Genomic DNA, 24,560 nt, shown 5'->3' on the forward strand with positions numbered 1-24,560 from the left:
AGCGGCGCGCCCCCGGGCGGGGCGCGGACCGCCCGAGGAGGGCGCAGGGGTCCGTGGCCGGTAATCTCCTGGGTATGCGCGCACTCCTTGTGGTCAATCCGGCAGCAACCACCACCAGTGCCCGCACACGCGACGTACTCATCCACGCGCTGGCCAGCGAGATGAAGCTGGAGGCCGTGACGACCGAGTACCGGGGGCACGCCCGCGATCTGGGGCGGCGAGCGGCCGACTCCGACGACATAGAGCTGGTCGTGGCCCTCGGCGGCGACGGCACGGTGAACGAGGTCGTCAACGGTCTTCTGCACGGCGGTCCGGACCCCGACCGGCTGCCACGGCTCGCCGTCGTGCCGGGCGGTTCGACGAATGTCTTCGCCCGCGCGCTGGGGCTGCCCAATGACGCCGTGGAAGCCACCGGCGCCATTCTGGATGCGCTGAGTAACCGGAGCGAACGCACTGTCGGTCTGGGACTGGCGGCCGGGACTCCGGGAACCGACGACGAATCAGTTCCTTCGCGCTGGTTCACTTTCTGCGCGGGATTCGGATTCGACGCGGGAGTGGTCGGCCGGGTCGAACAACAGCGGGAGCGCGGTAAGCGTTCGACGCACGCGCTGTATGTCCGCCAAGTGGTACGGCAGTTCCTCGACGAACCCCATCGCGGGCGCGGCATGATCACCCTCGACCGGCCCGGCGAGAAGCCGGTCAGTGATCTCGTCCTGTCGATAGTCTGCAACACCGCCCCCTGGTCCTACCTGGGCAATCGTCCGCTGTACGCGTCGCCGGCGGCCTCGTTCGACACCGCTCTGGATGTCCTTGGACTGACCAAGTTGTCGACTCCGGCAGTGGCGCGTTATGCGACGCAGTTGCTCAATTCGACCCCCGAACGGGGCCCGCACGGCAAGCACGCGGTTTCACTTCATGACCTGACGGACTTCACCTTGCAATCGAAGGTCCCCCTGCCCTTCCAGATGGATGGCGACCACCTGGGACTGCGAACGAGCGTGACGTTCACAGGCGTACGCCGTGCACTGCGTGTGATTGTGTGAGTGGAAGCAAGGAAAGTCCTTTCACTCGAACGTTTAGGCTGGCCTCCACCCCATGGAAGTACGGCTGTGACCGAGTCGACACCGAGGAATCAAAAAAAACTTTCCTGAAGGGGTTGTATCCGCCGCCGAGGTTTGCGAATCTCTACATGGCGCTCGGGACGGCCCGCAACACCGGCCTCCACTGAGCTCCAGAACCCCCTCCTCAAACCAGGACGACACCAGTTCATCTGGGAGTCAGCCCTTCCCTTGCGGGGGGATTCGTGAAAGCGTTCACATTCACAAGCAATCCGCACGTAACACCAAGAGAGGTAGCAGCCATGGACTGGCGTCACAACGCCGTTTGCCGCGAGGAAGACCCCGAGCTCTTCTTCCCCATCGGCAACACCGGTCCTGCGCTGCTGCAGATCGAGGAAGCCAAGGCCGTCTGCCGTCGCTGCCCCGTCATGGAGCAGTGCCTGCAGTGGGCGCTCGAGTCCGGTCAGGACTCGGGTGTCTGGGGTGGCCTCAGCGAGGACGAGCGCCGCGCGATGAAGCGCCGTGCCGCTCGCAACCGGGCGCGTAACGCGACCGCCTGAGCCCCCCGCACCGACCTTGAGCACGGCGGCGCGTACAGCGTGTACGCATAACCCCGCCCCCGAACCGCAGCGCGCAGTACCCCCCGATGCGCAACGTAACAGAGCTTGAGGCAGAGCCCCGGACCGTCATCACGGTCCGGGGCTCGTTGCTGTGACCGGCACGTTCGGCCATTCGCGCGGCTCGACCGCCTCTGCCGCTCGTGCACTTGTGCGGCTGCACCGGGATGCCCTCGACTACTTGTGCGGCTCCACCGGGATGTCGAGGATCACCCGGGTGCCCCGCTCCTGCCCGGGAAGCATGTCGAACCCGCCACCCAACTCGCCTTCCACCAGCGTCCGTACGATCTGCAGACCCAGATTGCCGGCCCGCCGCGGGTCGAAGCCCTCGGGCAGTCCGCGGCCGTCGTCCTGGACGGTGATGAGCAGCCGGGCGTCCGAACGACCGCTGTCGCCGGGGCGTTTGGGTCCGCTCCCGCCGCTGCGGACGGCGTGCACCTCGACCGTGCCGCGCTCCCCCGTCGCGAACGCGTGCTCCAGCGCGTTCTGCAGGATCTCGGTGAGGACCATCGAGAGCGGCGTGGCCACTTCGGCGTCCAGGATGCCGAACCGGCCCGTCCGGCGGACCGTCTTGCCGGGCGAGATCTCCGAGACCATCGCGAGCACCCGGTCCGCGATCTCGTCGAACTCGACGCGTTCGTCCAGATTCTGGGACAGCGTCTCATGGACGATGGCGATGGAACCGACCCTCCGCACCGCCTCGTTGAGGGCCTCGCGGCCCTGTTCCGAGTCCATCCGGCGCGCCTGGAGCCTGAGCAGCGCGGCGACCGTCTGGAGGTTGTTCTTCACCCGGTGGTGGATCTCCCGGATCGTGGCGTCCTTCGTTATCAACTCGCGCTCACGCCGCCGCAGTTCGGTGACGTCCCGGCACAGGATCAGCGAGCCGATCCGGACGCCCTTCGGCTTGAGCGGGATGGCGCGCAGCTGGATGACGCCGGCGCCGCTCTCCACCTCGGTCTCGCGCGGGGCGTAGCCGCTGGCCAGTTTGACCAGGGCCTCGTCCACCGGGCCGCGCACCGGGGCCAGTTCGTCGGTCGTCTGTCCGAGGTGATGTCCCACCAGGTCGGACGCGAGTCCCAGCCGGTGATACGCGGAGAGGGCGTTGGGGCTCGCGTACTGGACGAGGCCGTCGGCGTCGAGCCGGATCAGGCCGTCGCCGACGCGGGGCGAGGCGTCCATGTCGACCTGCTGGCCGGGGAAGGGAAACGATCCGGCGGCGATCATCTGCGCGAGGTCGGAGGCGGACTGGAGGTAGGTGAGCTCCAGCCGGCTGGGGGTGCGGACGGTGAGGAGGTTGGTGTTGCGGGCGATGACGCCGAGGACGCGGCCCTCACGGCGTACGGGGATCGACTCCACCCGCACCGGGACCTCCTCACGCCACTCCGGGTCCCCCTCCCGCACGATCCGGCCCTCGTCCAGCGCGGCGTCCAGGAGCGGTCTGCGACCCCGGGGGACGAGGTGGCCGACCATGTCGTCCTGGTAGGACGTGGGGCCCGTGTTGGGGCGCATCTGGGCCACGGAGACGTAACGGGCGCCGTCGCGGGTGGGGACCCAGAGGACAAGGTCGGCGAAGGACAGGTCGGAGAGCAGTTGCCACTCCGAGACCAGCAGATGGAGCCATTCGAGATCGGACTCGGTCAGGGCGGTGTGCTGGCGTACGAGGTCGTTCATGGAGGGCACAGGTGCGAGCGTACCCGTGGGGTGAACCGGGACGGTCCGCTCCACGTGGTCGTGGATGGGCTGGAAAAAGCCCTCCCCGATCGATGGACAGACGGGAATGGTCTAGTCCACAATGCTTGGGTAAAGCTTCCGTCCTCCCCGCACAGGAGGACGGAACGGGGTAACCGGCGCTCTCTGCCCTGACTGCGTCGATACCTCTCTCACGGCCCTCGTGGCCGTTGCAACTCCGGGCTGCGGTGCCGGACGGGCTGAGGGTCCCGTCCTGGCGCCGCGGCCCGTGGGTGTCTCCGGGGGCCGGACCGGCGGCTCAGTGGGTCTCGGTGATCTTGGCCAGGGCGCGCGGGGCGTCCGGGTCCTCGCCCCGGGCCATGGCGAGCGGGCCGTGCATCAGATCGGCGCCGGAGTAGGCGAGCGCGGGGATGTAGCTGGTCTCCATGAGCTTGAGCGCGGCCTCCTTGGCCGTCGGGTAGCCGTAGCCGCGCGAGGTGATGACCATCCGTTCGGCGAGGCGGTAGCGGGAGGCGAGGGTGCGCACCTCGTCCGCGCGGTCCAGGATCCGCTCCGCGAGGTCCGGCAGGACGTTCGCCGCGGACCCGTGACCGCCACCCCGGCCGCACGCGCGGCCCGGGTGGAGTCCACCAGGTCCGGCGAACCTCCCGACTGGCTGACCGTGATCACCAGTACGTCGCGGAGGTCCGGCCGGGCGCCGAAGGCCGTCGTCGTGGACATGGAGGAGAGCCCGCAGGGCATGCCCCGGCGGATCTCCAGCAGGTACTTGGCGTAGAGCGCGGCATGGTCGGAGGACCCGCGCGCGGTGAGCAGGACGAAACGGGGGCCGCGGGCGGCGATCTCGGCGGCGACGGCACGGATGTGCGGCGCGCCCTCCGTGAGGATGCGGCGCGGAATGGCCGGCTGTTCGGCCATCTCGGTGGCCATCATCCGGCCCGGCGGATCGGTCCGCGCGAGCCGCGCGGCCTCTTCGGAAGGATTCATCGCGGACATGCCGGGTGCCTCCAGATGGCTGAAGATGGCCGCGGGGCGGCGTCCAGGGGGCCCGAACCAGTCGACCACGGGAACCCGTTCCCCCGTCGGCGGAACGGGCCTCGCCACCGTCGCCCCCTCTGCTAGATTGGTCTATACCACATTTGTCAGAGGCCCCTTCACCAGATCGGCAGGCGCAGCGTGGAAGTTGTCATCGTCCAGGACGCCGAGGCGGGCGGCGAACTCATCGCGGAGACCATCGCGCACCTGCTGCGCCGTAAGCCCGACGCCCTGCTCGGGGTGGCCACCGGCTCGACCCCGCTGCCCATCTACCAGGCGCTGACGGCCAAGGTCCGGGCCGGCGAGGTGGACGCGTCGGGCGCCCGCATCGCGCAGCTGGACGAGTACGTCGGCCTGCCGGCCGGGCACCCGGAGTCGTACCGCTCCGTGGTCCTGCGCGAGGTCGTCGAGCCGCTCGGGCTCGGTGAGGACGCGTTCATGGGACCGGACGGCGCCGCCGAGGACGTACAGGCGGCGTGCGAGGCGTACGACCGTGCGCTCACCGAGGCCGGCGGGGTCGACCTCCAGTTGCTGGGCATAGGGACCGACGGGCACATCGGCTTCAACGAGCCGTGCTCGTCACTGGCCTCGCGTACCCGTATCAAGACGCTCACCCGCCAGACCCGGCAGGACAACGCCCGGTTCTTCGACAGCCCGGACGAGGTCCCGCACCACGTCATCACCCAGGGCATCGGCACGATCCTGGAGGCCCGTCACCTGGTGCTGCTGGCCACCGGCGAGGGCAAGGCCGAGGCGGTGGCGCAGACCGTGGAGGGGCCGGTGGCCGCCGTCGTACCGGCGTCCGCGCTCCAACTCCACCCGCACGCCACCGTCGTGGTCGACGAGGCCGCCGCGTCCAAACTGAAGCTCGCGGACTACTTCCGCGACACATACGCCGCCAAGCCGGACTGGCAGGGTATCTAGGCCGTATCCGCGGGCACTTCGAGCCCGCGCGGACACGACGGAGGCCGGGGACCCCCCAAGGTCCCCGGCCTCCGTCGTGCGTGTGGGCGCGTGCTCAGGCGCGGCCCGTCAGGGTTTCCGCCGCCGCCCGGCCGCAGACGCGCGCGGCGCCGTACGTGGCGATGTGCGGGCTCCCGGTGGGCTCGGCGTAGTTGACACCCATCTCCACGACGGCGGTGTCGGGGCGGACCGCGAGGATGCCGTCCAGGACGGCCGCCATCCAGGAGTGCCGGTGCACATCGCGTACGACGGCGACGATCCTGCGCTCCCCGGCCGCGGCCAGCACCTCGGCCGCGCCGATCTCACTGCCGTACGTAGCTGCCTCGGTGCCCGGCAGCAGCGCCGCCAGTTCGGCCGCGACGCCCCAGGGGGTCTCGTCCCCGACGGCGATGTTCGCGACAGGCGCGAAGGAGGCGACGTACGGCGCCTCCTTGAGAGGTTCGACCGTGCCCGTCACGCGCACGGCGCGCCGCGCCGCGACCAGACCGATGCCGGCGCCCTCGGCGGAGCCGCCGTTGCCGGGCGCGGTCCCCTCCTGTGCCGCCGCGCCCGGCCCCGAAGCCCCCCTCACCCGGAGCGTCCAGTCGGCGAGGGCGCGTACCCGCGCCGCCGCGTCGGCCAGTCGCTCCTCGGGCAGTTCGCCTTCCCGTACCGCGGTGACCAACGCGTCGCGCAGTCGCAGGACGGTCTCCTCGTCGGCCAGACCGCCGCCGACACAGATCGCGTCGACGCCCGCGGCGACGGCGAGGACGGAGCCGCGCTCGATGCCGTACGTCGACGCGATGGCCTGCATCTCGATGCCGTCGGTGACGATCAGACCGCCGAAGCCCAGCTCCTCACGGAGCAGCCCGGTGAGGATCCGCGGGCTGAGAGTCGCGGGGCGGTTCGGGTCGAGCGCGGAGAGCAGGATATGCGCGCTCATCACCGATTTGGAACCCGCGGTGATCGCCGACCGGAAAGGTGCCAGCTCACGGGCGTGCAGTGTGTCGGAGTCCACGTCGATGCGCGGCAGCGCGTGGTGCGAGTCGACGGCCGTGTCGCCGTGCCCGGGGAAGTGCTTGGTGCAGGCCGCGACCCCGGCGGACTGGAGTCCTTCCACATAGGCGGCCGTGTGACGGGAGACGAGCGCCGGATCGGCGCCGAAGGACCGGACGCCGATGACGGGGTTGTCGACGTCGGAATTGACGTCGGCGGACGGCGCCCAGTTGAGGTTGACGCCGCACGCGGCGAGCCGGCTGCCCAGCTCGTGCGCGACGGCGCGGGTGAGGTCGACGTCGTCGACCGAACCGAGCGCGTAGTTGCCGGGGAAGGACGACCCGTCCCGTACTTCGAGACGCGTGACGTCGCCGCCCTCCTCGTCGATGGCGACGAGGATGTCGTCCCGCTCGACCCGCAATTGGGCCGTGAGCGCGGCCAGTTGGGCCGGTGAGCTGATGTTGCGGCCGAAGAGACCGACGGACGCGAGACCTTCGCCGATGCGCCGCAGCAGCCAGTCCGGGGCCGTGGTGCCGTGGAAGCCGGGCTGGAGGACCGCGAGGGCGTCGCGGGTCAGCGTGTCCGAGCTGTGCGTGAGAGTGGTCATACGGCGCTATCCCTTTACTGCGCCGGATGTCAGACCGGTCGCCATCTTCTTCTGAATGATCATGAAGAACACCACCACGGGCAGCGCGATCAGGGTCGAGGACGCCATCAGCGCCCCGTAGTCGGTGCCGCGCTCGGTGGTGAACGTCATGAGCCACACATTGAGCGTGTACTTGGAATTGTCGTTGATCAGGATGTACGCGAAGAGGTACTCGTTCCACGCGTTGACCAGCGCGAAGATCGACGCAGCCGCGAGCCCCGGGGCCAGCAGCGGGAAGATCACCCGCCGGAAGGCGCCCATCCGCGTACAGCCGTCGACCATGGCCGACTCCTCCAGTTCCACCGGGATGTTCACGACGAAGCCGCGGATCATGATGATCGCGAACGGCAGGGTCGACACCAGGTAGACGATGATCAGGCCCCAGTACTCGTCCAGGCCCCCGATCGCGTTGAGCTGGGCGTAGATCGGAATCAGCATCGCCGTCGGCGGCAGCATCTGGACGAGGATCAGCACCATCAGCAGCGCGCGGCGGCCGAAGAATCTGAACCGGCCGATGGCCAGGGCCGCCAGGGTCGCGATGATCATGCCGCCGACGACCGCGGTGACCGAGACGATCAGGCTGGACTGGACGGCGGTGGAGAAGTTCGGCTGGTCGACCGCGCGGGCGAAGTTGTCGAAGGTGATCGACGAGGGCCACAGCGTCTGGTCGTAGGACCGGATCTCGTGGTTGGGCCGCAGCGAGCTGATGACCAGCCAGTACACCGGGAACGCCATGACGACGGCGAAGAGGAGTCCCAGCACGTCGTAGACGCCGCGGGACTTCTTGCGGTCCGGACGCAGCTTCTGCTCGGCGACCGGGGGCCTGGCCGGAACGGGCGCGGGAGCGGTGGAGGTTGAGGTGCTCATTCGACCTCTCCTGTCTTCATCAGCTGACGCAGGTAGAACACGGCCACGCCGGAGAGCAGAAGGACGGTGATCAGGGCGATCGCGGTGCCCTGGCTGAAGGAGGTGGACTCGAAGGCCTTGGAGAAGGAGTAGAGGCCGAGGGTCTCGTACTCAGGTTCGGGCTTGTTGCCGCGCAACAGCCAGATCTGGCCGAATACGTTGAAGTCCCAGATGACCGAGAGCGTGGTGACCATGACGAAGACCGGGCGGATGACGGGCCAGGTCACGAAGCGGAACACACCGCGGACGTCGGCGCCGTCGAGGGCCGCCGCCTCCTCCAGCTCACGGGGGACCTGGGTGAGGGCCGCGTACAGCGTGATCACGACGAACGGGACGGCGCCCCAGACCACCAGCAGCGTGATGATCGCGAAGCCCTGCCAGGGGTCGAGGAACCAGTTGTGGCCGAGGAAGTCGTCGCCGGCGACCTTGGCTATCAGGGTGTTCAGCAGGCCGTAGTCGGAGTCCGACAGCCAGCGGAAGATCGAGGCGGCGACCATCAGGGGCATCGACCAGGCGGCGATCAGTGCCGCGGTCAGGGTCAGGCGCACCCAGGTGGAGAGCCGCGTCATCATCATCGCGACCAGCAGGCCGATCGCCATGGTGAGGCCGACACAGACGACCATGAACAGAACGGTACGGCCGGTGACGGACCAGAATTCCTCGTCACCGAGGATGTTCGTGAACTGCTCGAAGCCGACCCAGGGCGGCGATTCCCCGGTCCACAGCTCGCGCCGGCCCATGTCCTGGAAGGACATGATCACGGTCTTGGTGAGCGGGAAGGCGTAGACGGCGGCGATGGCGACGATCGCCGGGAGGATCAGCAGGAACGGAAGGAGTTCACCCTTCTTGCGGCGTCTCTTCCCGGTGGCCCGGACCGTCTCCTTCTCCGGGCCCGGCCGGCCGTCTGTCCCTTTCGGGTCACGCGGTACCGGGGGCGCCGGCGGTCCGGCGGCCTCCTGCGTGTCGGCAGCAGTCACGTGACTGACCTTCCGTTTCATTCTCTGCACCGATCCCGCGCCCGAAAGGGCGGGGAGCGGGGGCCCGGTCGTGACCGGGCCCCCGCCCGCCCGCCCGTGAGCCGACGGGCCTCCGGGGGCGGGGGCACCGGAGGCCCTGGCGCTCAAGATCCCGGGCCGGGACTCCTGGTTGGAGTCCCTGGCCGAGGCTGAGGACCTGGGGTCAGGACTCTTCGTTGATCAGTTCGTTGATCTTCGAGTCCGCTTCCTTCGTGGCGTCGGCCACGGAGTCACCCTTGAGGATCGACAGGAGCATGTTCTCCAGGACCTCCTCCTTCTCGATGGAGGTCCAGCCGGGCGCGATCGGGGTGAACCACGCGTCGGGCACAGCGTTGGCGATCGGCGCCGTCTCCGGCTTCGCCTTCAGCGGCTCCAGCTGCTTCTCGTTGTTCGGCAGGATGTTCTTGCCGGCGAGGACTTCCATGGACTTCTCGCTGGTGAATATCGAGACCCAGTCCTCGGCCAGATCCTGCACCTTGGACTTGCTGGTGATGGCGAGGTCGGAGCCGCCGATGAAGGAGGGCAGCGCCTTGCCGTTCGGGCCGGGCATTCCGGCGGTGAGGATTTTGCCCTCAAGCTTCGGGTTGCCGTTGTTCTTGCCGTCGACGACGGAGCCCGACTCCCAGCCGTTGCCGTAGATGAGGGCCGCCTTCTCGTTGGCCATCACATTGGCGTGGTCCTGCTCGTCCTTCGTCTGATCGGCCTTGTTGTACTTCTTGACCAGGTCGATGAAGTGCTGGATGCCCTTCTGCGACTCGGGCGAGGAGAGCGTGCCCTTCCACTCCTTCGCGCCCTCGTCGTACTCGGCGATCTTGCCGTCGTACGCGGCGACGTAAGACATGGCCGCGTACCAGTAACGGCCCGGCAGATAGAGGCTGGAGGAGCGCTTGTCCTTCTTGCCGTTCTCCGCGGCGATCTTGTCCATGGCCGCGAGCATCTCGTCCTCGGTCTCCGGCAGCGTGTCGAGGCCGGCGCCCTTCTTGAGCATGTCCGTGTTGTAGATGGCCACGCGCGCACCGGCGTAGTACGGCACGCAGTACTGCTTGCCCTCGAAGGTGCAGGTGTCCTTGAGGCCCTGGATCCAGGTGTCCGAGTTGTCGTACTTCTTGGGATCGATCTCGGCGACGGCGCCGTTGAGGATGTACTGCATCGTCTCGGTGTTGCCGAGCTCGACCACGTCCGGGAACTTGTCACCACCGAGCGCGGTGTCGAGCTTCTTGGCCTTGTCCGCCCACTGCTGGTATTGGACGTCGACCTTGACGTTCGGGTACTTCTCCTTGAACTGCGCGTTGACGTCCTTGACCAGTTCCGGCCAGGTGCTCTGCGCGTCCACCATCAGCCAGACGGTGACTGTGTCCTTGCGGTCCTTCGGGTCCTTCGCCGAGTCACTGTCGTCGGATCCACACGCCGCGACCGAGAACATCATGCCCGCGACGCCGATCGCCGCGATGAGCTTGCGCTTCACGCCACCCTCCTCAGGGATTCCTGCAACCCCCTCCCCACCGCGAAGACTTACGACGAGTACCACCGGGGCTGGGACCTGGTCTTTAATGGTTTAGACCAGTACGGGGAGCTTGGCCTAGACCTTTAGGGGTGTCAAGGGTGTATAAGAGGGCTGTCGTGTCCGTTATCGGACCGACACCTGGATCGGGGAGACGACCCGCGACCGGACCGTGCCACCATGTGAGCCGCGACAGACGGAGGAGCCGGTGACGGCAGCAGCGCAGGACTCGGGAAGGCAGACCATGGCCACGGACGGGGGCGGCACCGAGACCGAGAACGGGGCAGCCACTCGTACCGCACGCGTACCCAAGTACTACCGGCTGAAGCGGCACTTGCTCGATATGACGGAAACGCTGCCCCCGGGCACGCCCGTACCGCCGGAGCGCACGCTGGCAGCCGAGTTCGACACCTCGCGCACCACGGTGCGCCAGGCGCTCCAGGAACTGGTCGTCGAGGGCCGGCTCGAACGGATCCAGGGCAAGGGCACGTTCGTGGCCAAGCCCAAGGTCTCGCAGGCGCTCCAGCTCACCTCGTACACCGAGGACATGCGCGCACAGGGCCTGGAGCCGACCTCCCAACTGCTCGACATCGGCTATGTCACCGCCGACGACACGCTCGCCGGGCTGCTCGACATCACCGCGGGCGGACGCGTGCTGCGCATCGAGCGGCTGCGGCTGGCGAGCGGCGAGCCGATGGCCATCGAGACCACACACCTTTCGGCCAAACGTTTCCCCGCGCTGCGCCGTTCGCTCGTCAAGTACACGTCGCTCTACACGGCGTTGGCGGAGGTGTACGGAGTCCATCTGGCGGAGGCCGAGGAGACGATCGAGACATCGCTGGCGACCCCGCGCGAGGCGGGGCTGCTCGGTACGGATGTGGGCCTGCCGATGCTGATGCTCTCGCGGCACTCGATCGACACCGCCGGGGAACCGGTGGAGTGGGTGCGCTCGGTGTACCGGGGCGACCGGTACAAGTTCGTGGCGCGGCTGCGCCGGCCCACCGACTGAGGTCGGGCGGCACCGGGCGAGACCGGCCGAGACCGGGCCAGACCCAGTCAGACCGAACGAGACCGGCAAAAGAGCACGTCAGGCGGTACGTTCCGGAACCGGCGCACGCGTGGGGCACGTACAACGTTGCCTTACCGAAATGCGGACGGGGGGTGACGCATGCCGAGACGGTCCCTTAGATTTCCTGCGAGTTTCAGCAGGTGACCAGTGAGGGGACGACTCGCCATGCCAGAGCCGGCACCAGCAAGTTCCGCGCAGAACTCGTCCGGGCGTCTCACGCCGAAGGCGATCGCGACATGGGCGCTCGTCGCTCTGGTGGGCGCGGTCGGCTGGGGTGTCCTCGCGCTGTCGCGCGGAGAGGAAGTCTCCGCCGCCTGGATGCTGGCGGCGGCACTCGGTTCGTACGCGATCGCCTACCGCTTCTACTCCAGATTCATCGCGCGGCGGGTACTGAAGGTCGACAAGACGCGGGCCACGCCCGCCGAACGGCTCGACAACGGCGTGGACTTCCACCCCACCGACCGGCGGGTGCTCTTCGGCCACCACTTCGCGGCCGTCGCGGGCGCGGGACCGCTCGTCGGGCCGGTGCTGGCCGCGCAGATGGGCTATCTGCCGGGCACCATCTGGATCGTCGCGGGCGTCATCTTCGCGGGCGCGGTCCAGGACATGGTCACGCTCTTCTTCTCCACGCGCCGCGACGGCCGTTCGCTCGGCCAGATCGCCCGTGACGAGATAGGCCCGTTCGGCGGCGCCGCCGCGCTGATCGCGGTCTTCCTCATCATGATCATCCTGCTGGCGGTGCTGGCACTGGTCATCGTCAACGCGCTGGCCGACTCGCCGTGGGGCGTCTTCTCCATCGCGATGACCATCCCGATCGCGCTCCTCATGGGCGTGTATCTACGGGTACTGCGGCCGGGCAGGGTCAGCGAGGTCTCCCTCATCGGTGTGGCGCTGCTGCTGCTCGCGATCGTGGCCGGCGGCTGGGTCGCGGAGTCCTCACTGGCGGACACGTTCACGCTGGAGGCCGGCACGCTGGTCATCTGGATGATCGTGTACGGCTTCCTGGCCTCCGTACTGCCGGTCTGGATGCTGCTGGCGCCGCGCGACTATCTGTCGACCTTCATGAAGGTCGGCACGATCGCGCTGCTGGCGATCGGTGTCGTCGTCGCGCTGCCGACGATGAAGATGGACGCGGTCACCGAGTTCGCGAGCCGTGGGGACGGTCCGGTCTTCGCCGGTTCGATGTTCCCGTTCGTCTTCATCACGATCGCGTGCGGCGCGCTGTCCGGTTTCCACTCACTGATCTCCTCGGGCACCACGCCGAAGATGGTGCAGAAGGAGACCCAGATCCGGATGATCGGGTACGGCGCGATGCTCACCGAGTCGTTCGTCGCCATCATGGCGATGATCACGGCGTGCATCATCGACCCGGGTCTGTACTTCGCGGTCAATTCCCCCGCCGGTGTCATCGGCGGCACGGTCGAATCCGCCTCGCAGGCGGTCGCCAACCTCGGCTTCACGATCTCGCCCGACCAACTCGCCCAGGCGGCCAAGGACGTCGAGGAGTCGAGCCTGCTGTCCCGCACGGGCGGCGCGCCGACCTTCGCGCTCGGGATGTCGGACATCTTCTCGTCCGTCGTCGGCGGCGCGGGGCTGAAGGCGTTCTGGTACCACTTCGCGATCATGTTCGAGGCGCTGTTCATCCTCACGACGGTGGACGCGGGTACGCGCGTCGGACGCTTCATGCTCCAGGACATGCTCGGCAATGTGTACAAGCCGATGCGCCAGGTCAGCTGGAAGCCCGGCGTCTGGTTCGCCAGCGCCGTGGTCGTGGGCGCGTGGGGCTACTTCCTCTGGGTCGGCGTGCACGACCCGCTGGGCGGCATCAACCAGCTCTTCCCGCTGTTCGGCATCGCGAACCAGCTCCTGGCGGCGGTGGCGCTCGCCGTGTGTACGACGCTGCTGGTGAAGTCCGGGCGGCTCAAATGGGCCTGGGTGACGGCCGTTCCGCTCGCCTGGGACGCGGCGGTCACGCTGACCGCGAGCTGGCAGAAGATCTTCTCCGACGACCCGAAGGTCGGCTTCTTCACCCAGCGGGACGTCTACCGGACGGGCATCGACAACGGCGAGGTGATCCCGCCGGCGAAGACCATGGACGACATGCACACGGTCGTCACCAACTCGACGGTGGACGGCGTCCTCTCGGCGCTCTTCGCGATCCTGATCATCGTGGTCATCGCCGACGCGGCACGGGTCTGCTACAAGGCGATCCGCCACCCGGAGAGCGTGAAGCTGTCGGAGACGCCGTACGTGAAGTCGGAGATCGTCGCACCGGCGGGCCTGATCCCCACGAAGGAGGAGAAGGCGGAGCTGGCCGCCGCCCAGGCGAAGGCGTCCGCCGGGGCGGACCCGTCATGACGTCGGCGTCGAAGGTGCGCGAGGCGGTGGGCCGGATCCGTTGGTACGTACGGGAGTTGACGGGCGAGTCGGCGTACGACCACTACGTGGCCCACACGCGCGCCTGCGACCCCACGACGGAGCCCATGACACGCCGCGCCTTCGAACGCGGCCGGACGGACGCCCGCGAGGCGGACCCGAGAGAAGGATTCCGCTGCTGCTGAGCGAGCGAAGGGCCGCCGTTCCCCTGCGGGGAGCGGCGGCCCTTCACCGTGCGGGAGCGGGTGTCAGCGCACCCAGTCCTTGAGCTGCTCGGTCTCCAGGGTGATGTCCACCGGGCCGGGCAGAGCGACCGTCTTGCCGAAGGGCACCGTGCGGGCACTCTCGTAGCGCACGCCGTCCGCCTCGCTGTAGACGGTTACCTCGCAGGAGTCCCGGTCGATCAGCAGATAGACGGGGATGCCGGTCTCGGCGTAGGCGCGGGGCTTCTCCACCCGGCCGCGCGCGTCGGTGTCGGAGTCGTACGACGTGACCTCGACGGCCATCAGAACCGGTTCGGGGGCAGCCCACTCGCCTTGACCGACAAAGGCGCCGCTGGGCGCCAGAGAACCGTCCGGCCGGGCACGGCCACTGCGATAGGCCTGCACCTTCAGCCCTTGATCCGGGTAGAGGAACAGCTCTGGCCGCGACTGCATGCAGATGCGAAGCAGCCACTCGATGATGCGCCCGTGATCCCCGTCCGGCACTACCTTGCTCCTGAGCTTCCCGTCGATCAGTTCCATACGCACGCGCTCGTCCGTGCGGGCCACTATCAGGGTGAGCTCGTCGAAGACGCTCGTCTCCAGATGGTTCCGGTCAGTGGTCACGGTCATGGACCCTCCTCGCTCTGTACTCAACGATGCGGCGCCCTCTGACAAAGCGCTGTCGTACCGATATCGCACACTGCTGTCATGGATCAGAAGACGAGGTCGGAGAGCGACTTCACCATCAGAGCGGCCGAGCCCGCCGAGTACGACGCCCTCGGGGAGATAACCGCCCGCGCCTATCTGGACGACGGGCTGCTGGACTTCGGGACCGGCGACCCCTATCTGAAGACCCTGCGCGATGTCGCCGGGCGGGCCGAGGGGAGCGAGGTGCTCGTGGCCGTCGACGGTGCGGGGACCCTGCTCGGTGGGGTGGCCTACGTCGGTGCCGGGTCGGCCTGGGCCGATCTCGCCGGGGACGGTGAGGCCGAGTTCCGCATGCTGGCCGTCGCGCCCGGCGGCCGAGGGCGCGGGGTCGGTGGGGCGCTCGTGCGGGCGTGTGTGGACCGCGCGCGGGCCACCGGATGCGTACGGGTGCGGCTCTCCACCCAGAAGGCGATGCTGTCCGCCCACCGGATCTACGAGCGGCTGGGCTTCGTACGGACGCCGGAGCGGGACTGGGCGCCGTATCCGGAACTTGTACTACTCACGTACAGCCTGGAGATCTGAGACGAGCCATCCCCGACACAACATGTGGGGGGTGCTGCTCCCAACCAACCCCACATGTATGCTCAAGTCTGCTGTCGCCGCAGGAGAATCCGGTGGGAATCCGGAACTGTCCCGCAACGGTGTGCTGTGGTGCGCTTTGTCGTGCCCGCGAGTCCGAGCACTTGCCGACGGCGCTCCCGGATCGACCGGTCCGGGTGCCGAGACGTCCGGGCTCCGAGGCAGGGCCGGTGGACGCCGCACCGCTCGCCGCCCGGTTCCGGGACGGCGTACGCGGGCGTGCGCCGCCATGCCCTCCCCCTGGCCCGGAACCGAGCGAGGGAGAGCACCACGTGACCATCGCGCCAGCCGATCCGGCTTCAGCCATCGCCGAGCGGGAACGGGAGACCGCCGGGCCGGCCGACGGCCCCGGGACGGGCCTTCTGCGGGCCCTCACGGACCTCACCGCCGATCTGGCCGACACGGACCCCGGCAAGGTCGCCGCCGCCGCGCTCCGTGGCCGCAACGCCGCCTCGGACGACGCCGAGTTGCGCGCGCTCGCCACCGAGGCCGCGGCCGGGCTGATCTCCGAGGACCCCGCGTACTCCCGTCTCGCCGCCCGCCTCCTCACCCGCGCCATCGCGGACGAGGCCGCGGGCCAGGGCGCCGTCTCGTTCTCCTCCTCGGTCGCGGTGGGCCACGCGGAGGGCCTGATCGCCGACCGTACGGCCGCCTTCGTCACCCGCCACGCCGCCCGTCTCGACGCGATGATCGACCCGGACGCGGACGACCGCTTCGGCTACTTCGGCCTGCGCACGCTCTTCAGCCGCTATCTGCTCCGGCACCCGATCACCCGGCATGTCATCGAGACGCCGCAGTACTTCATGCTGCGCGTCGCGTCCGGGCTGGCCAAGGACGACTCCCCGGCCGCCGTGGACGAAGTCGCCGCGCTGTACGGCCTGATGAGCCGGCTCGACTACCTGCCCTCCTCCCCCACGCTCTTCAACTCCGGCACCCGCCACCCTCAGATGTCGTCCTGCTATCTGCTGGACTCCCCGCTGGACGAGCTGGACTCGATCTACGACCGTTACCACCAGGTGGCCCGTCTCTCGAAGCACGCGGGCGGCATCGGCCTCTCGTACTCCCGCATCCGCGCCCGCGGTTCACTGATCCGCGGCACGAACGGGCACTCCAACGGCATCGTGCCGTTCCTGCGGACGCTGGACTCCTCGGTCGCCGCCGTCAACCAGGGCGGCCGGCGCAAGGGCGCGGCCTGCGTCTATCTGGAGACGTGGCACGCGGACATCGAGGAGTTCCTGGAGCTGCGCGACAACACCGGCGAGGACGCCCGCCGTACGCACAATCTGAACCTCGCGCACTGGATCCCCGACGAGTTCATGCGCCGGGTCGACGCGGACGGCGTCTGGTCGCTCTTCTCGCCCTCCGACGTGCCCGAACTGGTCGACCTGTGGGGCGACGGCTTCGACGCGGCGTACCGCGCGGCCGAGGCGGCGGGCAAGGCCCGCAGGACCATCCCGGCGCGCGAGCTGTACGGCCGCATGATGCGCACCCTCGCCCAGACCGGCAACGGCTGGATGACCTTCAAGGACGCCTCGAACCGTACGGCGAACCAGACCGCCGAGCCGGGCGCCGTCGTGCACTCGTCGAACCTGTGCACCGAGATCCTGGAGGTCACGGACGACGGCGAGACGGCCGTCTGCAACCTCGGCTCGGTCAACGTCGGCGCGTTCGTGACGGAGTCGGGCGAGCTGGACTGGGAGCGGTTGGACGAGAGCGTCCGGACCGCCGTGACCTTCCTCGACCGGGTCGTGGACATCAACTTCTACCCGACCGAGCAGGCGGGCCGCTCCAACGCCAAGTGGCGCCCCGTGGGCCTGGGTGTGATGGGCCTCCAGGACGTCTTCTTCAAGAAGCGGCTGCCGTTCGACTCCGCCGAGGCCACCGCGCTCTCCACCCGTATCTCCGAGCGGATCATGCTCGCCGCGTACGAGGCGTCCTGCGACCTCGCCGAGCGGGAGGGCCCGCTGCCGGCCTGGGACCGGACCCGCGCGGCGCGCGGCGTGCTGCACCCGGACCACTACGACGTGTCGCTCAACTGGCCCGAGCGGTGGGACGCCTTGCGGGCGCGCGTCGCGAAGAGCGGGATGCGCAACTCGCTGCTGCTCGCCATCGCGCCCACCGCGACGATCGCCTCCATCGCGGGCGTCTACGAGTGCATCGAGCCGCAGGTCTCCAATCTCTTCAAGCGCGAGACCCTGTCGGGCGAGTTCCTCCAGGTCAACGCCTATCTGGTGGCTGAGCTGAAGCGCCTCGGCGTGTGGGACGCGCAGTCCCGCGAGGCGCTGCGCGAGTCCAACGGCTCGGTGGCGGGCTTCAGTTGGATCCCGGCCGATGTGCGCGAGCTGTACCGCACGGCCTGGGAGATCCCGCAGCGCGGCCTGATCGACATGGCGGCGGCGCGCACACCGTTCCTCGACCAGAGCCAGTCGCTGAACCTGTTCCTCCAGACGCCGACCATCGGGAAGCTCAGCTCGATGTACGCGTACGCCTGGAAGAAGGGCCTCAAGACGACGTACTACCTGCGCTCGCGCCCGGCGACGCGCATCGCCCGCGCGGCGAAGTCTCAGCCGGCGGCGGCCACAGCACCCGTGCGGATGGCGCCGGACTCCGACGCGATCGCCTGTTCCCTGGAAAACCCCGAGTCCTGCGAGGCCTGCCAGTAATGACGTCCACCTCCGCCGAGAAGAATCTGCTCGACCCGGGCTTCGAACTGACGCTGCGCCCCATGCGCTATCCGGACTTCTACGAGCGCTACCGCGACGCGATCAAGAACACCTGGACGGTGGAGGAGGTCGACCTCCACTCCGACGTCTCCGACCTGGCCAAGCTCTCCCCCGGCGAACAGCACATGATCGGCCGGCTGGTCGCGTTCTTCGCGACGGGCGACTCGATCGTCTCGAACAATCTGGTGCTGACGCTCTACAAGCACATCAACTCCCCCGAGGCGCGGCTCTATCTCTCCCGCCAGCTCTTCGAGGAGGCCGTGCACGTCCAGTTCTATCTGACGCTGCTCGACACCTACCTCCCCGATCCGGCTGACCGGGCCGCGGCGTTCGACGCGGTCGAGGAGATCCCGTCGATCCGCGAGAAAGCGCGGTTCTGCTTCAAATGGATGGACTCGGTGGAGAAGATCGACCGCCTGGAGTCCTCGTCGGACCGGCGCCGCTTCCTGCTGAACCTGATCTGCTTCGCGGCCTGCATCGAGGGCCTGTTCTTCTACGGAGCGTTCGCGTACGTCTACTGGTTCCGCTCGCGCGGCCTGCTGCACGGGCTCGCCACCGGCACCAACTGGGTGTTCCGCGACGAGACGATGCACATGAACTTCGCCTTCGAGGTGGTGGACACCGTCCGTAAGGAGGAGCCGGACCTCTTCGACGACGCGCTCCAGCAGCAGGTCACCGACATGCTGAAGGAGGCGGTCGAGGCGGAGCTCCAGTTCGGCCGCGACCTGTGCGGCGACGGTCTGCCGGGCATGAACACGGAGTCGATGCGCGAATACCTCCAGTGCGTCGCGGACCAGCGCCTCCAGCGCCTGGGCTTCGCACCGGTGTACGGCTCCGAGAACCCGTTCTCGTTCATGGAACTGCAAGGCGTCCAGGAACTGACGAACTTCTTCGAACGCCGCCCGTCGGCGTACCAGGTGGCGGTGGAGGGCACGGTCGGCTTCGACGACGACTTCTAGAAAGCGGAACTGCCGGGGCCCCATGGCGGGTGCCACGGGGCCCCGGCACTATGACCCCATGTTTCACACCCCCCTCCCCCAGGGGGAGGGCCTTCAACTACGCGAATGGACGGAGGCGGACGTCCCCGCCCTGTCCGCACTTTTCGACGAGCCCGAGATGGACCGCTGGACGCCGCTGCGAGCGCCGTTCGACGAGACCGCGGCCCGCGCGTATGTGGCCCGCGCCCACGAACGCCGGGCATCGGGCCAGGCGCTCCAGCTCGCCATCACGACGGACGGGCAGACCCCGATGGGCGAGGTGCTGCTGTTCGTCGCGGCGGAGGACGGCTCGGAGGTCGAACTCGGCTATGGAATCGGCGCCCCGTACCGCCGCCAGGGCCTGGCCTCCCGAGCCGTACGCCTGATGCTCACCCACGCGTTCCACGACGCGCCGGTACGGCGCGCGGTGCTCCGGATACAACCGGGCAACACGGCGAGCACGGCGGTGGCGCGCGGCACGGGCTTCCACCTCACGGACGAGCCACTGGTACTGAGGGAGAGCGGCACGCGCAGCGTGAAGCTGCGGACGTGGGAGCTGCGGCGCGAGGCGGTGGCTGACGCCTGGCGCACGTTCATCACCTTCGCCACCACCGAGGCACACGCCGCAGACTGAGCCCGCTGTGACCGTACTTCTGGGAGACAAGGACAGGTTCGCCGCCGAGGTCGGCGAGTGGGACCACGCGCTGCGCCGAGTAGACCTGTGGGCTGCGGGACAGTGGCTGACCTGCGACGACAACATGGCATTCGTCAAGCAGTTCCGCCTCGCCGTGTTTGACGGTCACTCTGCGGTTCTGGCGCGAACCTCCTGAACAGGCGGGCGAGATCTTCATGGTGGAGATCCCGGTCGCGGAGTTCATTCCGCACGTCCTGAGCCCAGCCTGAAGGGCCGTGGCGCGGCCATCACATCGACCAGTGCGCGTGACGGCACCCCCGGCTCAACTGCCCCCCGTGGCAACTGAGCCGGAGGCCGCCCCGCCCCCCGTCCACGCACGGCCGCATAGGCTCCCCGCATGGGTGTTCTCGCACGTACGCGGCTGGTGGCAGCGGCAGTCGCCGGCGGGACCGTCGGTGCCGGGCTCGGGATCAGGGTTGTCGCGGGCGGCGACGTCGCCAAGTACGGCGGGGTCGCGCTGTACACCGTGCTCGTGTACGTCCTGATCGTGCTGGCCGCTCCCCGCGTGCGGCCCCTCGTCGCCGGAGCCGGGGCGCTCGGCCTCAGTTGCGCCGTCGAGCTGCTTCAGCTCACCGGGGTGACCGCCGGGCCGGCCGAGCGGAGTGTGGTCGTGCGGCTTGTGCTCGGCTCGACCTTCAATGCGCCTGACCTGCTGTGGTACGCGGTCGGTGCGGCTGCCGCCGCGCCGGCGCATATGTGGGTGAGCGGCCGGCGGGCGGCTCAGGTTCCTCCGGGTGCTCCGCGCGCCGCAGTTGGCGGTCGATGGCGCGCTCCCTGAGGTGTCCGATGAGCCCGGGAAGGGCGAGAAGGCCGAAAAGGGCAAGTACGAGGAGGTAACCACCGATTGAGTTCATGCCTCCACTGTCGTCGTTCCATGGAGCAAGGGGCAGTGGCAGGACTGTCATGAACCGTCGAATTACTGCCACACTGGTGCCATGCTGAAGAACGTGGCCGTCGTCCTGCTCGACGGCGTGCACCCCTTCGAACTCGGCGTGCTCTGCGAGGTCTTCGGCCTCGACCGCAGCGCGCAGGGCCTGCCCGTCTACGACTTCGCCGTCGTCTCGGCCGAGGGCCCCGTCCTCCGTACCCACGCCGGGTTCACGATCGGTGACCTGCACGGGCTCGACCGCCTGGAGGCGGCCGATCTGATCTGCGTGCCGGCCGGGGACACGTACGTCGTCCGGGACTACCCGCCGGAGCTGCTGGACGCGCTGCGCCGGGCCGTACACCGGGGCGCGCGGGTGCTCAGCGTCTGCGCGGGCGTGTTCACCCTGGGCGCCGCCGGGCTGCTCGACGGGCGCCGCTGCGCCACCCACTGGATGCACTCCGCCGAGCTGGCGGAGGCGTACCCGCTGGCCGACGTGCAGCCCGACGTGCTGTACGTGGACGACGGCCCGGTGGTCACCTCCGCCGGTACGGCCGCGGGCATCGACGCCTGCCTCCACGTCGTCCGCCAGGAGCACGGCCCCGAGGTCGCCAACGCCATCGCCCGGCGCATGGTGGTGCCGCCGCACCGCGACGGCGGGCAGGCCCAGTTCATCGAGCGCCCGCTGCCCACCGCGTGCGACACGGTCGGCGGGGTGCTCGCCTGGATGGAGCGGCATCTGGACCGTGAGATGACCGTCGAACAGCTCGCGGAGCGCGCCCATATGTCGCCCCGCACCTTCGCGCGCCGGTTCCAGCAGGAGACGGGGACCACTCCGTACCGCTGGCTGCTGCGCCAACGCGTCCTGCTGGCACAGGAGTTGCTGGAGGGGACGGCCGAGACGGTCGACGCGATAGCCGGCCGGTCCGGCTTCGGGAACGCGGCGGGCCTGCGTCACCACTTCATGCGCACGCTCGGGACGACCCCGAACGCGTACCGGCGTACGTTCAGGGGCCCCACGCGCGTCGCGTGAGGCCCCCGGACGTACGAGAGAGCCGTCAGATACCGCAGCTCGGCGCGGACCAGAAGCGGCCCGAGCGGTGGTCGACATGGGCGTGGTCGTTGTGACCGGGGTAACCCGGGCCGAGGATCCCGTTGAAGCCGTGGTTACGCGCGTTCTGGGCCAGGCCGCACAACGTGTGCGGGCCGGACCCGATGTCGGCGGCGTCACCGTACAGATGGCGGCTGTTGCTCGCTCCGCCGACCGCCGCGTTGCAGGCCGTCGATCGGAAACCGCTGGTGACACGGAGCGGCTGGTCACCCATGGCGTGCCGCATCGCCTCCAGCTTCCACATGGTGCGCAGTGCGTTGGACTTGGCGGTCGCCGCGCTCACCGCGCCGCCGGCCCAGGTGGAGTTGCAGGTGTTCAGCTCGGCGTAGGTGAAGTGGATCGGCGTGCAGTCGTTGTCCTGGAGGTCGTAGATCTTGTTGAAGGTGTTCTGGCCCGCGACGCCGTCGGCGGCCAGTCCGTAGGCGGACTGGAAGCGCTTGACCGCGGCGGCGGTCGCCGGTCCGAACTCGCCGTCGATGACGAGCGGGGCGGCGCTGCCCACGTGGCCGGCCACGCGGATCTGGAGCTGGGTCACAGCGGCGCCGCTGGACCCCTGGGAGAGAGTGCCGGACCAGGTGTAGCAGCCGTCGGCCTGCGCGGGGCCGGCAGTGACGACCGCCCCCGCCACAGCGAAGGACAGGGTCATGACAAGGCTGAGCAGAAGTCTTGCGGTACGTCGCAACATCGGGTCTCCAGATTCAAGGCGAGATGTACGGCAGAGCGTGGCGGAAGGGTCGACGCGCGTCAACCGGGCGCCCACCAGGGTCATTTGTCGGACCAATGGCGCCGGGGCCCGGCACTTCACCCGCTGTCCACCGCGACGTCGACGGCCCCGCTCCCGGGGATCGGGAACGGGGCCGCTCAGAAGCCGTGTCCGGCCGTGTCCGGCCGTGATCAACCGTCATCCGCCGCCGCCGTCGGCGGCCCGTCGGCCGTCGTCGCCCGCCACACGCGGACTTCGGGCACTCAGGCGTTCGGCACGACCTCGTAGCGCGGCGTGCCCTCTTCCATCTGCCGCAGCGCGTCCTTGCGGTCGCGCTTCGAGAGCCGGTCGATGTACAGGTATCCGTACAGATGATCCGTCTCGTGCTGGAGGCAGCGCGCGAAGTAGCCGGTGCCTCGCACCTTGATCGGCTTGCCCTGGACGTCCTGGCCCCGCACCACCGCGTAGTCGGGCCGCGCCAGCTCCGCGTACGCCGTCGGCACGGAGAGGCAGCCCTCGTTGCCGTCCTCCAGATTGCGGTCCTCGGGCGGGAGTTCGTCCAACACCGGATTGCACACGACGCCGACGTGCCGTACCCCGTCGTCGTCGGGGCAGTCGTAGACGAAGACCTTCAGGTCCACGCCGATCTGGTTGGCGGCCAGGCCCACGCCCTCCGCCGTCCGCTGGCTGGCGAACATGTCGTCGACGAGCGCGGCGAGCTTGTCGTCGAACTCGGTGACGTCCGCGCACTCCTTGTGCAGGACCGGATTGCCGACGACGGTGATCGGCCGCGACGTGCCGCGCTCGCGGTACGCCAGCTCACGCGCCTCCGCGTCCGTGGAGTCGACGAGGAAACCCTCGTCGTCGACAATCCCCTCGCCGCCCGCGACGGACCCGTCCCCCCGCTCCGCCTGGGAGGTCCCGCTCTCGGTCATCTGGTCCGTCTCCTGCTGCGCCATGTCCGCAGTACGCCTTCCTCGGTACCCGCTGCTGCCTGTACACCGCTGCCTGCTGCCTGCGCGATGTGCCCGTACAGCCTACGGCCCGTGGTCGCGTCGTCGGCTCGATGCCCGAGAACCTGCCCCCCTCGCCCCCGCCACCCCCGTCCCGCCTTCGGCGGATTTCGAGTCAGCAGACCTCTTCGAGATCCCGCCACTCACGTGTGTCCGGGCTGTCGGCGACCCAGCCGTCGAGCAGGCCGCGGACCAGTCCGGGAGGCGCGGCTATCCCGCACTCGCGCTCGGGCACCCACAGCTCGCCCTCCGTACGGTGACCGAGCGGCCCGGGGTGTCCCGGCTCGCTGTGGTCGTGCGGGTCCAGGTGCTCGCCGTCGCCCTCGGCGCTCGGCATCCGGCTCTCCGAGCAGGCCCGGCAGAGCAACCGTACGGAGGACGACCAGTCCTCGGCGGCGAAGCCCGCGTCGGCCGCGAGCCGCTCCAGGGCGTCCCGGTCGGACTCGGTCGCCGCTTCCAGCAGCACCACCCAGGTGGGCACGGGAGACGGCGCCCAGAGCTCGATCTCGTCGAAGACCGGGAAGGCCCGCGCGGAGCCGTTCGCACCGGCGGCGGTCGTACGCTCGCCGTTCGGCACGCCGTCGTGCAGGACGACCTCGCCCCAGCGGCGCCCCGAGGACGGCAGCGGGATGGAGAGGATCTCGATCCTGGCCGGGTCGAGCCTGCGGCCCCAGACGACCTCGGCCTCGCCCTCGGGCGAGAGCCGGACGGCCGCGCTGCCCAGCTCCATACCGACCGGCTCACCGGTCGCCGCGGCCGTGTACTGATTGCCGGGCACCTTGAGGCCGTACGCCTGCCAGGCCCGCCGGGCCAGCGGCCAGTCCTGGAGCGCGGTGGCCGCGATGCCGACGTTCCACCAGTCGGGTGCCCCGGCCTCCTTGTCGAGCAGCGCGACGGCGCGCAGCCCGGCGGCCCGCGCCTGCTCCCAGTCGTGCCGGAACTTGTGCAGAAGGGCCAGGTTGAACCAGGACTCGGAGAGCCAGGGCTCCAGATCCGCCGCCCGGGTGAGCAGCGCACCCGCGTCCTCGTACCGTCCGTCGCCGATCAGCGTGAACGCGCGGTCGGTGGCCTGCCGCCACGAGGCGGAGGGCCGATGCCGTACCTTCCCGAAGATCTTCACGATTCCCGCCTGCCGG

22 protein-coding genes, 1 pseudogene and 1 riboswitch are annotated in these 24,560 nt (G+C 69.2%); of the genes and pseudogenes, 13 read left to right on the forward strand and 10 right to left on the reverse strand.

The genetic code is table 11. From position 1 onward, the window contains the following. Positions 1-74: 74 nt before the first annotated feature. Both ACIBBB_RS16495 and ACIBBB_RS16500 read left to right on the forward strand, forming a co-directional pair. On the forward strand, positions 75-1,043 hold the full coding sequence (locus tag ACIBBB_RS16495; RefSeq protein WP_398982416.1) for a diacylglycerol/lipid kinase family protein: 969 nt from the start codon (positions 75-77) through the stop codon (positions 1,041-1,043). Positions 1,044-1,360: 317 nt separating this feature from the next. Further along, positions 1,361-1,618 carry a WhiB family transcriptional regulator gene (locus ACIBBB_RS16500; RefSeq protein WP_004937597.1) on the forward strand — a complete coding sequence of 86 codons (258 nt, stop codon included), beginning with the start codon at positions 1,361-1,363 and terminating at the stop codon, positions 1,616-1,618. A gap of 234 nt (positions 1,619-1,852) precedes the next feature. Here ACIBBB_RS16500 and ACIBBB_RS16505 read toward each other — a convergent pair whose 3' ends face one another. After that, entirely contained in the window at positions 1,853-3,346 is a 1,494-nt protein-coding gene (locus ACIBBB_RS16505) for a histidine kinase N-terminal domain-containing protein (protein WP_398982779.1), read from the reverse strand. Positions 3,347-3,704: 358 nt separating this feature from the next. Continuing rightward, positions 3,705-4,357: pseudogene (locus ACIBBB_RS16510) on the reverse strand (SIS domain-containing protein); the annotation flags it as partial. Positions 4,358-4,537: 180 nt separating this feature from the next. Here ACIBBB_RS16510 and nagB point away from each other — a divergent pair. Then, positions 4,538-5,320 carry a glucosamine-6-phosphate deaminase gene (gene nagB, locus ACIBBB_RS16515; protein WP_398982418.1) on the forward strand — a complete coding sequence of 261 codons (783 nt, stop codon included), beginning with the start codon at positions 4,538-4,540 and terminating at the stop codon, positions 5,318-5,320. 94 nt (positions 5,321-5,414) lie between these two features. On the opposite strand, the gene ACIBBB_RS16520 is transcribed toward nagB, so the two are convergent. The 4 genes from ACIBBB_RS16520 to ACIBBB_RS16535 all read right to left on the reverse strand — a co-directional run bounded on the left by ACIBBB_RS16520 (position 5,415) and on the right by ACIBBB_RS16535 (position 10,367). Continuing rightward, entirely contained in the window at positions 5,415-6,941 is a 1,527-nt protein-coding gene (locus ACIBBB_RS16520) for a glycoside hydrolase family 3 protein (protein ID WP_398982420.1), read from the reverse strand. A 6-nt stretch (positions 6,942-6,947) separates the two neighbouring features. Next, entirely contained in the window at positions 6,948-7,847 is a 900-nt protein-coding gene (locus tag ACIBBB_RS16525; protein ID WP_398982422.1) for a carbohydrate ABC transporter permease, read from the reverse strand. After that, positions 7,844-8,863 (reverse strand): carbohydrate ABC transporter permease, encoded by a 1,020-nt coding sequence (locus ACIBBB_RS16530; protein WP_398982424.1) that lies wholly within the window; start codon positions 8,861-8,863, stop codon positions 7,844-7,846. Before ACIBBB_RS16530 ends, ACIBBB_RS16525 begins: the two co-directional genes overlap by 4 nt. Positions 8,864-9,065: 202 nt before the next feature. Next, on the reverse strand, positions 9,066-10,367 hold the full coding sequence (locus ACIBBB_RS16535; protein WP_398982426.1) for a sugar ABC transporter substrate-binding protein: 1,302 nt from the start codon (positions 10,365-10,367) through the stop codon (positions 9,066-9,068). 280 nt (positions 10,368-10,647) lie between these two features. Between ACIBBB_RS16535 and ACIBBB_RS16540 the strand changes: the two genes are divergently transcribed. The 3 genes from ACIBBB_RS16540 (at position 10,648) to ACIBBB_RS16550 (ending at position 14,033) form a co-directional block, all read left to right on the forward strand. Further along, complete coding sequence (locus ACIBBB_RS16540; protein ID WP_078075156.1) at positions 10,648-11,412, forward strand: GntR family transcriptional regulator; 765 nt, start codon at positions 10,648-10,650, stop codon at positions 11,410-11,412. A gap of 225 nt (positions 11,413-11,637) precedes the next feature. After that, complete coding sequence (locus tag ACIBBB_RS16545) at positions 11,638-13,830, forward strand: carbon starvation CstA family protein (protein WP_398982428.1); 2,193 nt, start codon at positions 11,638-11,640, stop codon at positions 13,828-13,830. Further along, positions 13,827-14,033 (forward strand): YbdD/YjiX family protein, encoded by a 207-nt coding sequence (locus ACIBBB_RS16550; protein WP_398982430.1) that lies wholly within the window; start codon positions 13,827-13,829, stop codon positions 14,031-14,033. Before ACIBBB_RS16545 ends, ACIBBB_RS16550 begins: the two co-directional genes overlap by 4 nt. A gap of 63 nt (positions 14,034-14,096) precedes the next feature. On the opposite strand, the gene ACIBBB_RS16555 is transcribed toward ACIBBB_RS16550, so the two are convergent. Beyond that, a complete protein-coding gene (locus ACIBBB_RS16555; RefSeq protein WP_398982432.1) occupies positions 14,097-14,681 on the reverse strand; it encodes a Uma2 family endonuclease in 585 nt (194 codons plus the stop codon). Between the two features lie 78 nt (positions 14,682-14,759). On the opposite strand from ACIBBB_RS16555, the gene ACIBBB_RS16560 reads away from it, so the two are divergent. From ACIBBB_RS16560 to ACIBBB_RS16590, 7 genes are all read left to right on the forward strand, one after another. Beyond that, the gene (locus tag ACIBBB_RS16560) at positions 14,760-15,281 is read left to right on the forward strand and encodes a GNAT family N-acetyltransferase (RefSeq protein ID WP_398982434.1); all 522 of its coding nucleotides are present in this window, start codon (positions 14,760-14,762) and stop codon (positions 15,279-15,281) included. Positions 15,282-15,332: 51 nt separating this feature from the next. Continuing rightward, positions 15,333-15,465, forward strand: a riboswitch (cobalamin riboswitch). Between the two features lie 145 nt (positions 15,466-15,610). Beyond that, a complete protein-coding gene (locus tag ACIBBB_RS16565; protein ID WP_398982436.1) occupies positions 15,611-18,001 on the forward strand; it encodes a ribonucleoside-diphosphate reductase subunit alpha in 2,391 nt (796 codons plus the stop codon). Further along, positions 18,001-19,020, forward strand: a complete 1,020-nt coding sequence (locus ACIBBB_RS16570) for a ribonucleotide-diphosphate reductase subunit beta (protein WP_398982438.1) — start codon at positions 18,001-18,003, stop codon at positions 19,018-19,020. The genes ACIBBB_RS16565 and ACIBBB_RS16570 overlap by 1 nt, the downstream gene beginning before the upstream one ends. Before the next feature lie 58 nt (positions 19,021-19,078). After that, a complete protein-coding gene (locus ACIBBB_RS16575; protein WP_398982440.1) occupies positions 19,079-19,672 on the forward strand; it encodes a GNAT family N-acetyltransferase in 594 nt (197 codons plus the stop codon). A 7-nt stretch (positions 19,673-19,679) separates the two neighbouring features. Further along, the gene (locus ACIBBB_RS16580) at positions 19,680-19,868 is read left to right on the forward strand and encodes a hypothetical protein (protein WP_398982442.1); all 189 of its coding nucleotides are present in this window, start codon (positions 19,680-19,682) and stop codon (positions 19,866-19,868) included. A gap of 201 nt (positions 19,869-20,069) precedes the next feature. Beyond that, positions 20,070-20,510, forward strand: a complete 441-nt coding sequence (locus ACIBBB_RS16585) for a DUF2809 domain-containing protein (RefSeq protein WP_398982444.1) — start codon at positions 20,070-20,072, stop codon at positions 20,508-20,510. Positions 20,511-20,667: 157 nt separating this feature from the next. Then, positions 20,668-21,630: a GlxA family transcriptional regulator gene (locus ACIBBB_RS16590; protein WP_398982446.1), complete on the forward strand. Its 963-nt coding sequence runs from the start codon at positions 20,668-20,670 to the stop codon at positions 21,628-21,630. 25 nt (positions 21,631-21,655) lie between these two features. On the opposite strand, the gene ACIBBB_RS16595 is transcribed toward ACIBBB_RS16590, so the two are convergent. The 3 genes from ACIBBB_RS16595 to ACIBBB_RS16605 form a co-directional block, all read right to left on the reverse strand. Further along, a complete protein-coding gene (locus ACIBBB_RS16595; RefSeq protein ID WP_398982448.1) occupies positions 21,656-22,393 on the reverse strand; it encodes a D-Ala-D-Ala carboxypeptidase family metallohydrolase in 738 nt (245 codons plus the stop codon). Between the two features lie 281 nt (positions 22,394-22,674). After that, positions 22,675-23,370 (reverse strand): peptide deformylase, encoded by a 696-nt coding sequence (gene def, locus ACIBBB_RS16600; RefSeq protein WP_398982450.1) that lies wholly within the window; start codon positions 23,368-23,370, stop codon positions 22,675-22,677. A 169-nt stretch (positions 23,371-23,539) separates the two neighbouring features. Further along, a complete protein-coding gene (locus ACIBBB_RS16605; RefSeq protein ID WP_398982782.1) occupies positions 23,540-24,544 on the reverse strand; it encodes a tetratricopeptide repeat protein in 1,005 nt (334 codons plus the stop codon). Positions 24,545-24,560: the final 16 nt, after the last annotated feature.

Source organism: Streptomyces sp. NPDC051217, assembly GCF_044455465.1.
Classification (GTDB): Bacteria; Actinomycetota; Actinomycetes; order Streptomycetales; family Streptomycetaceae; genus Streptomyces.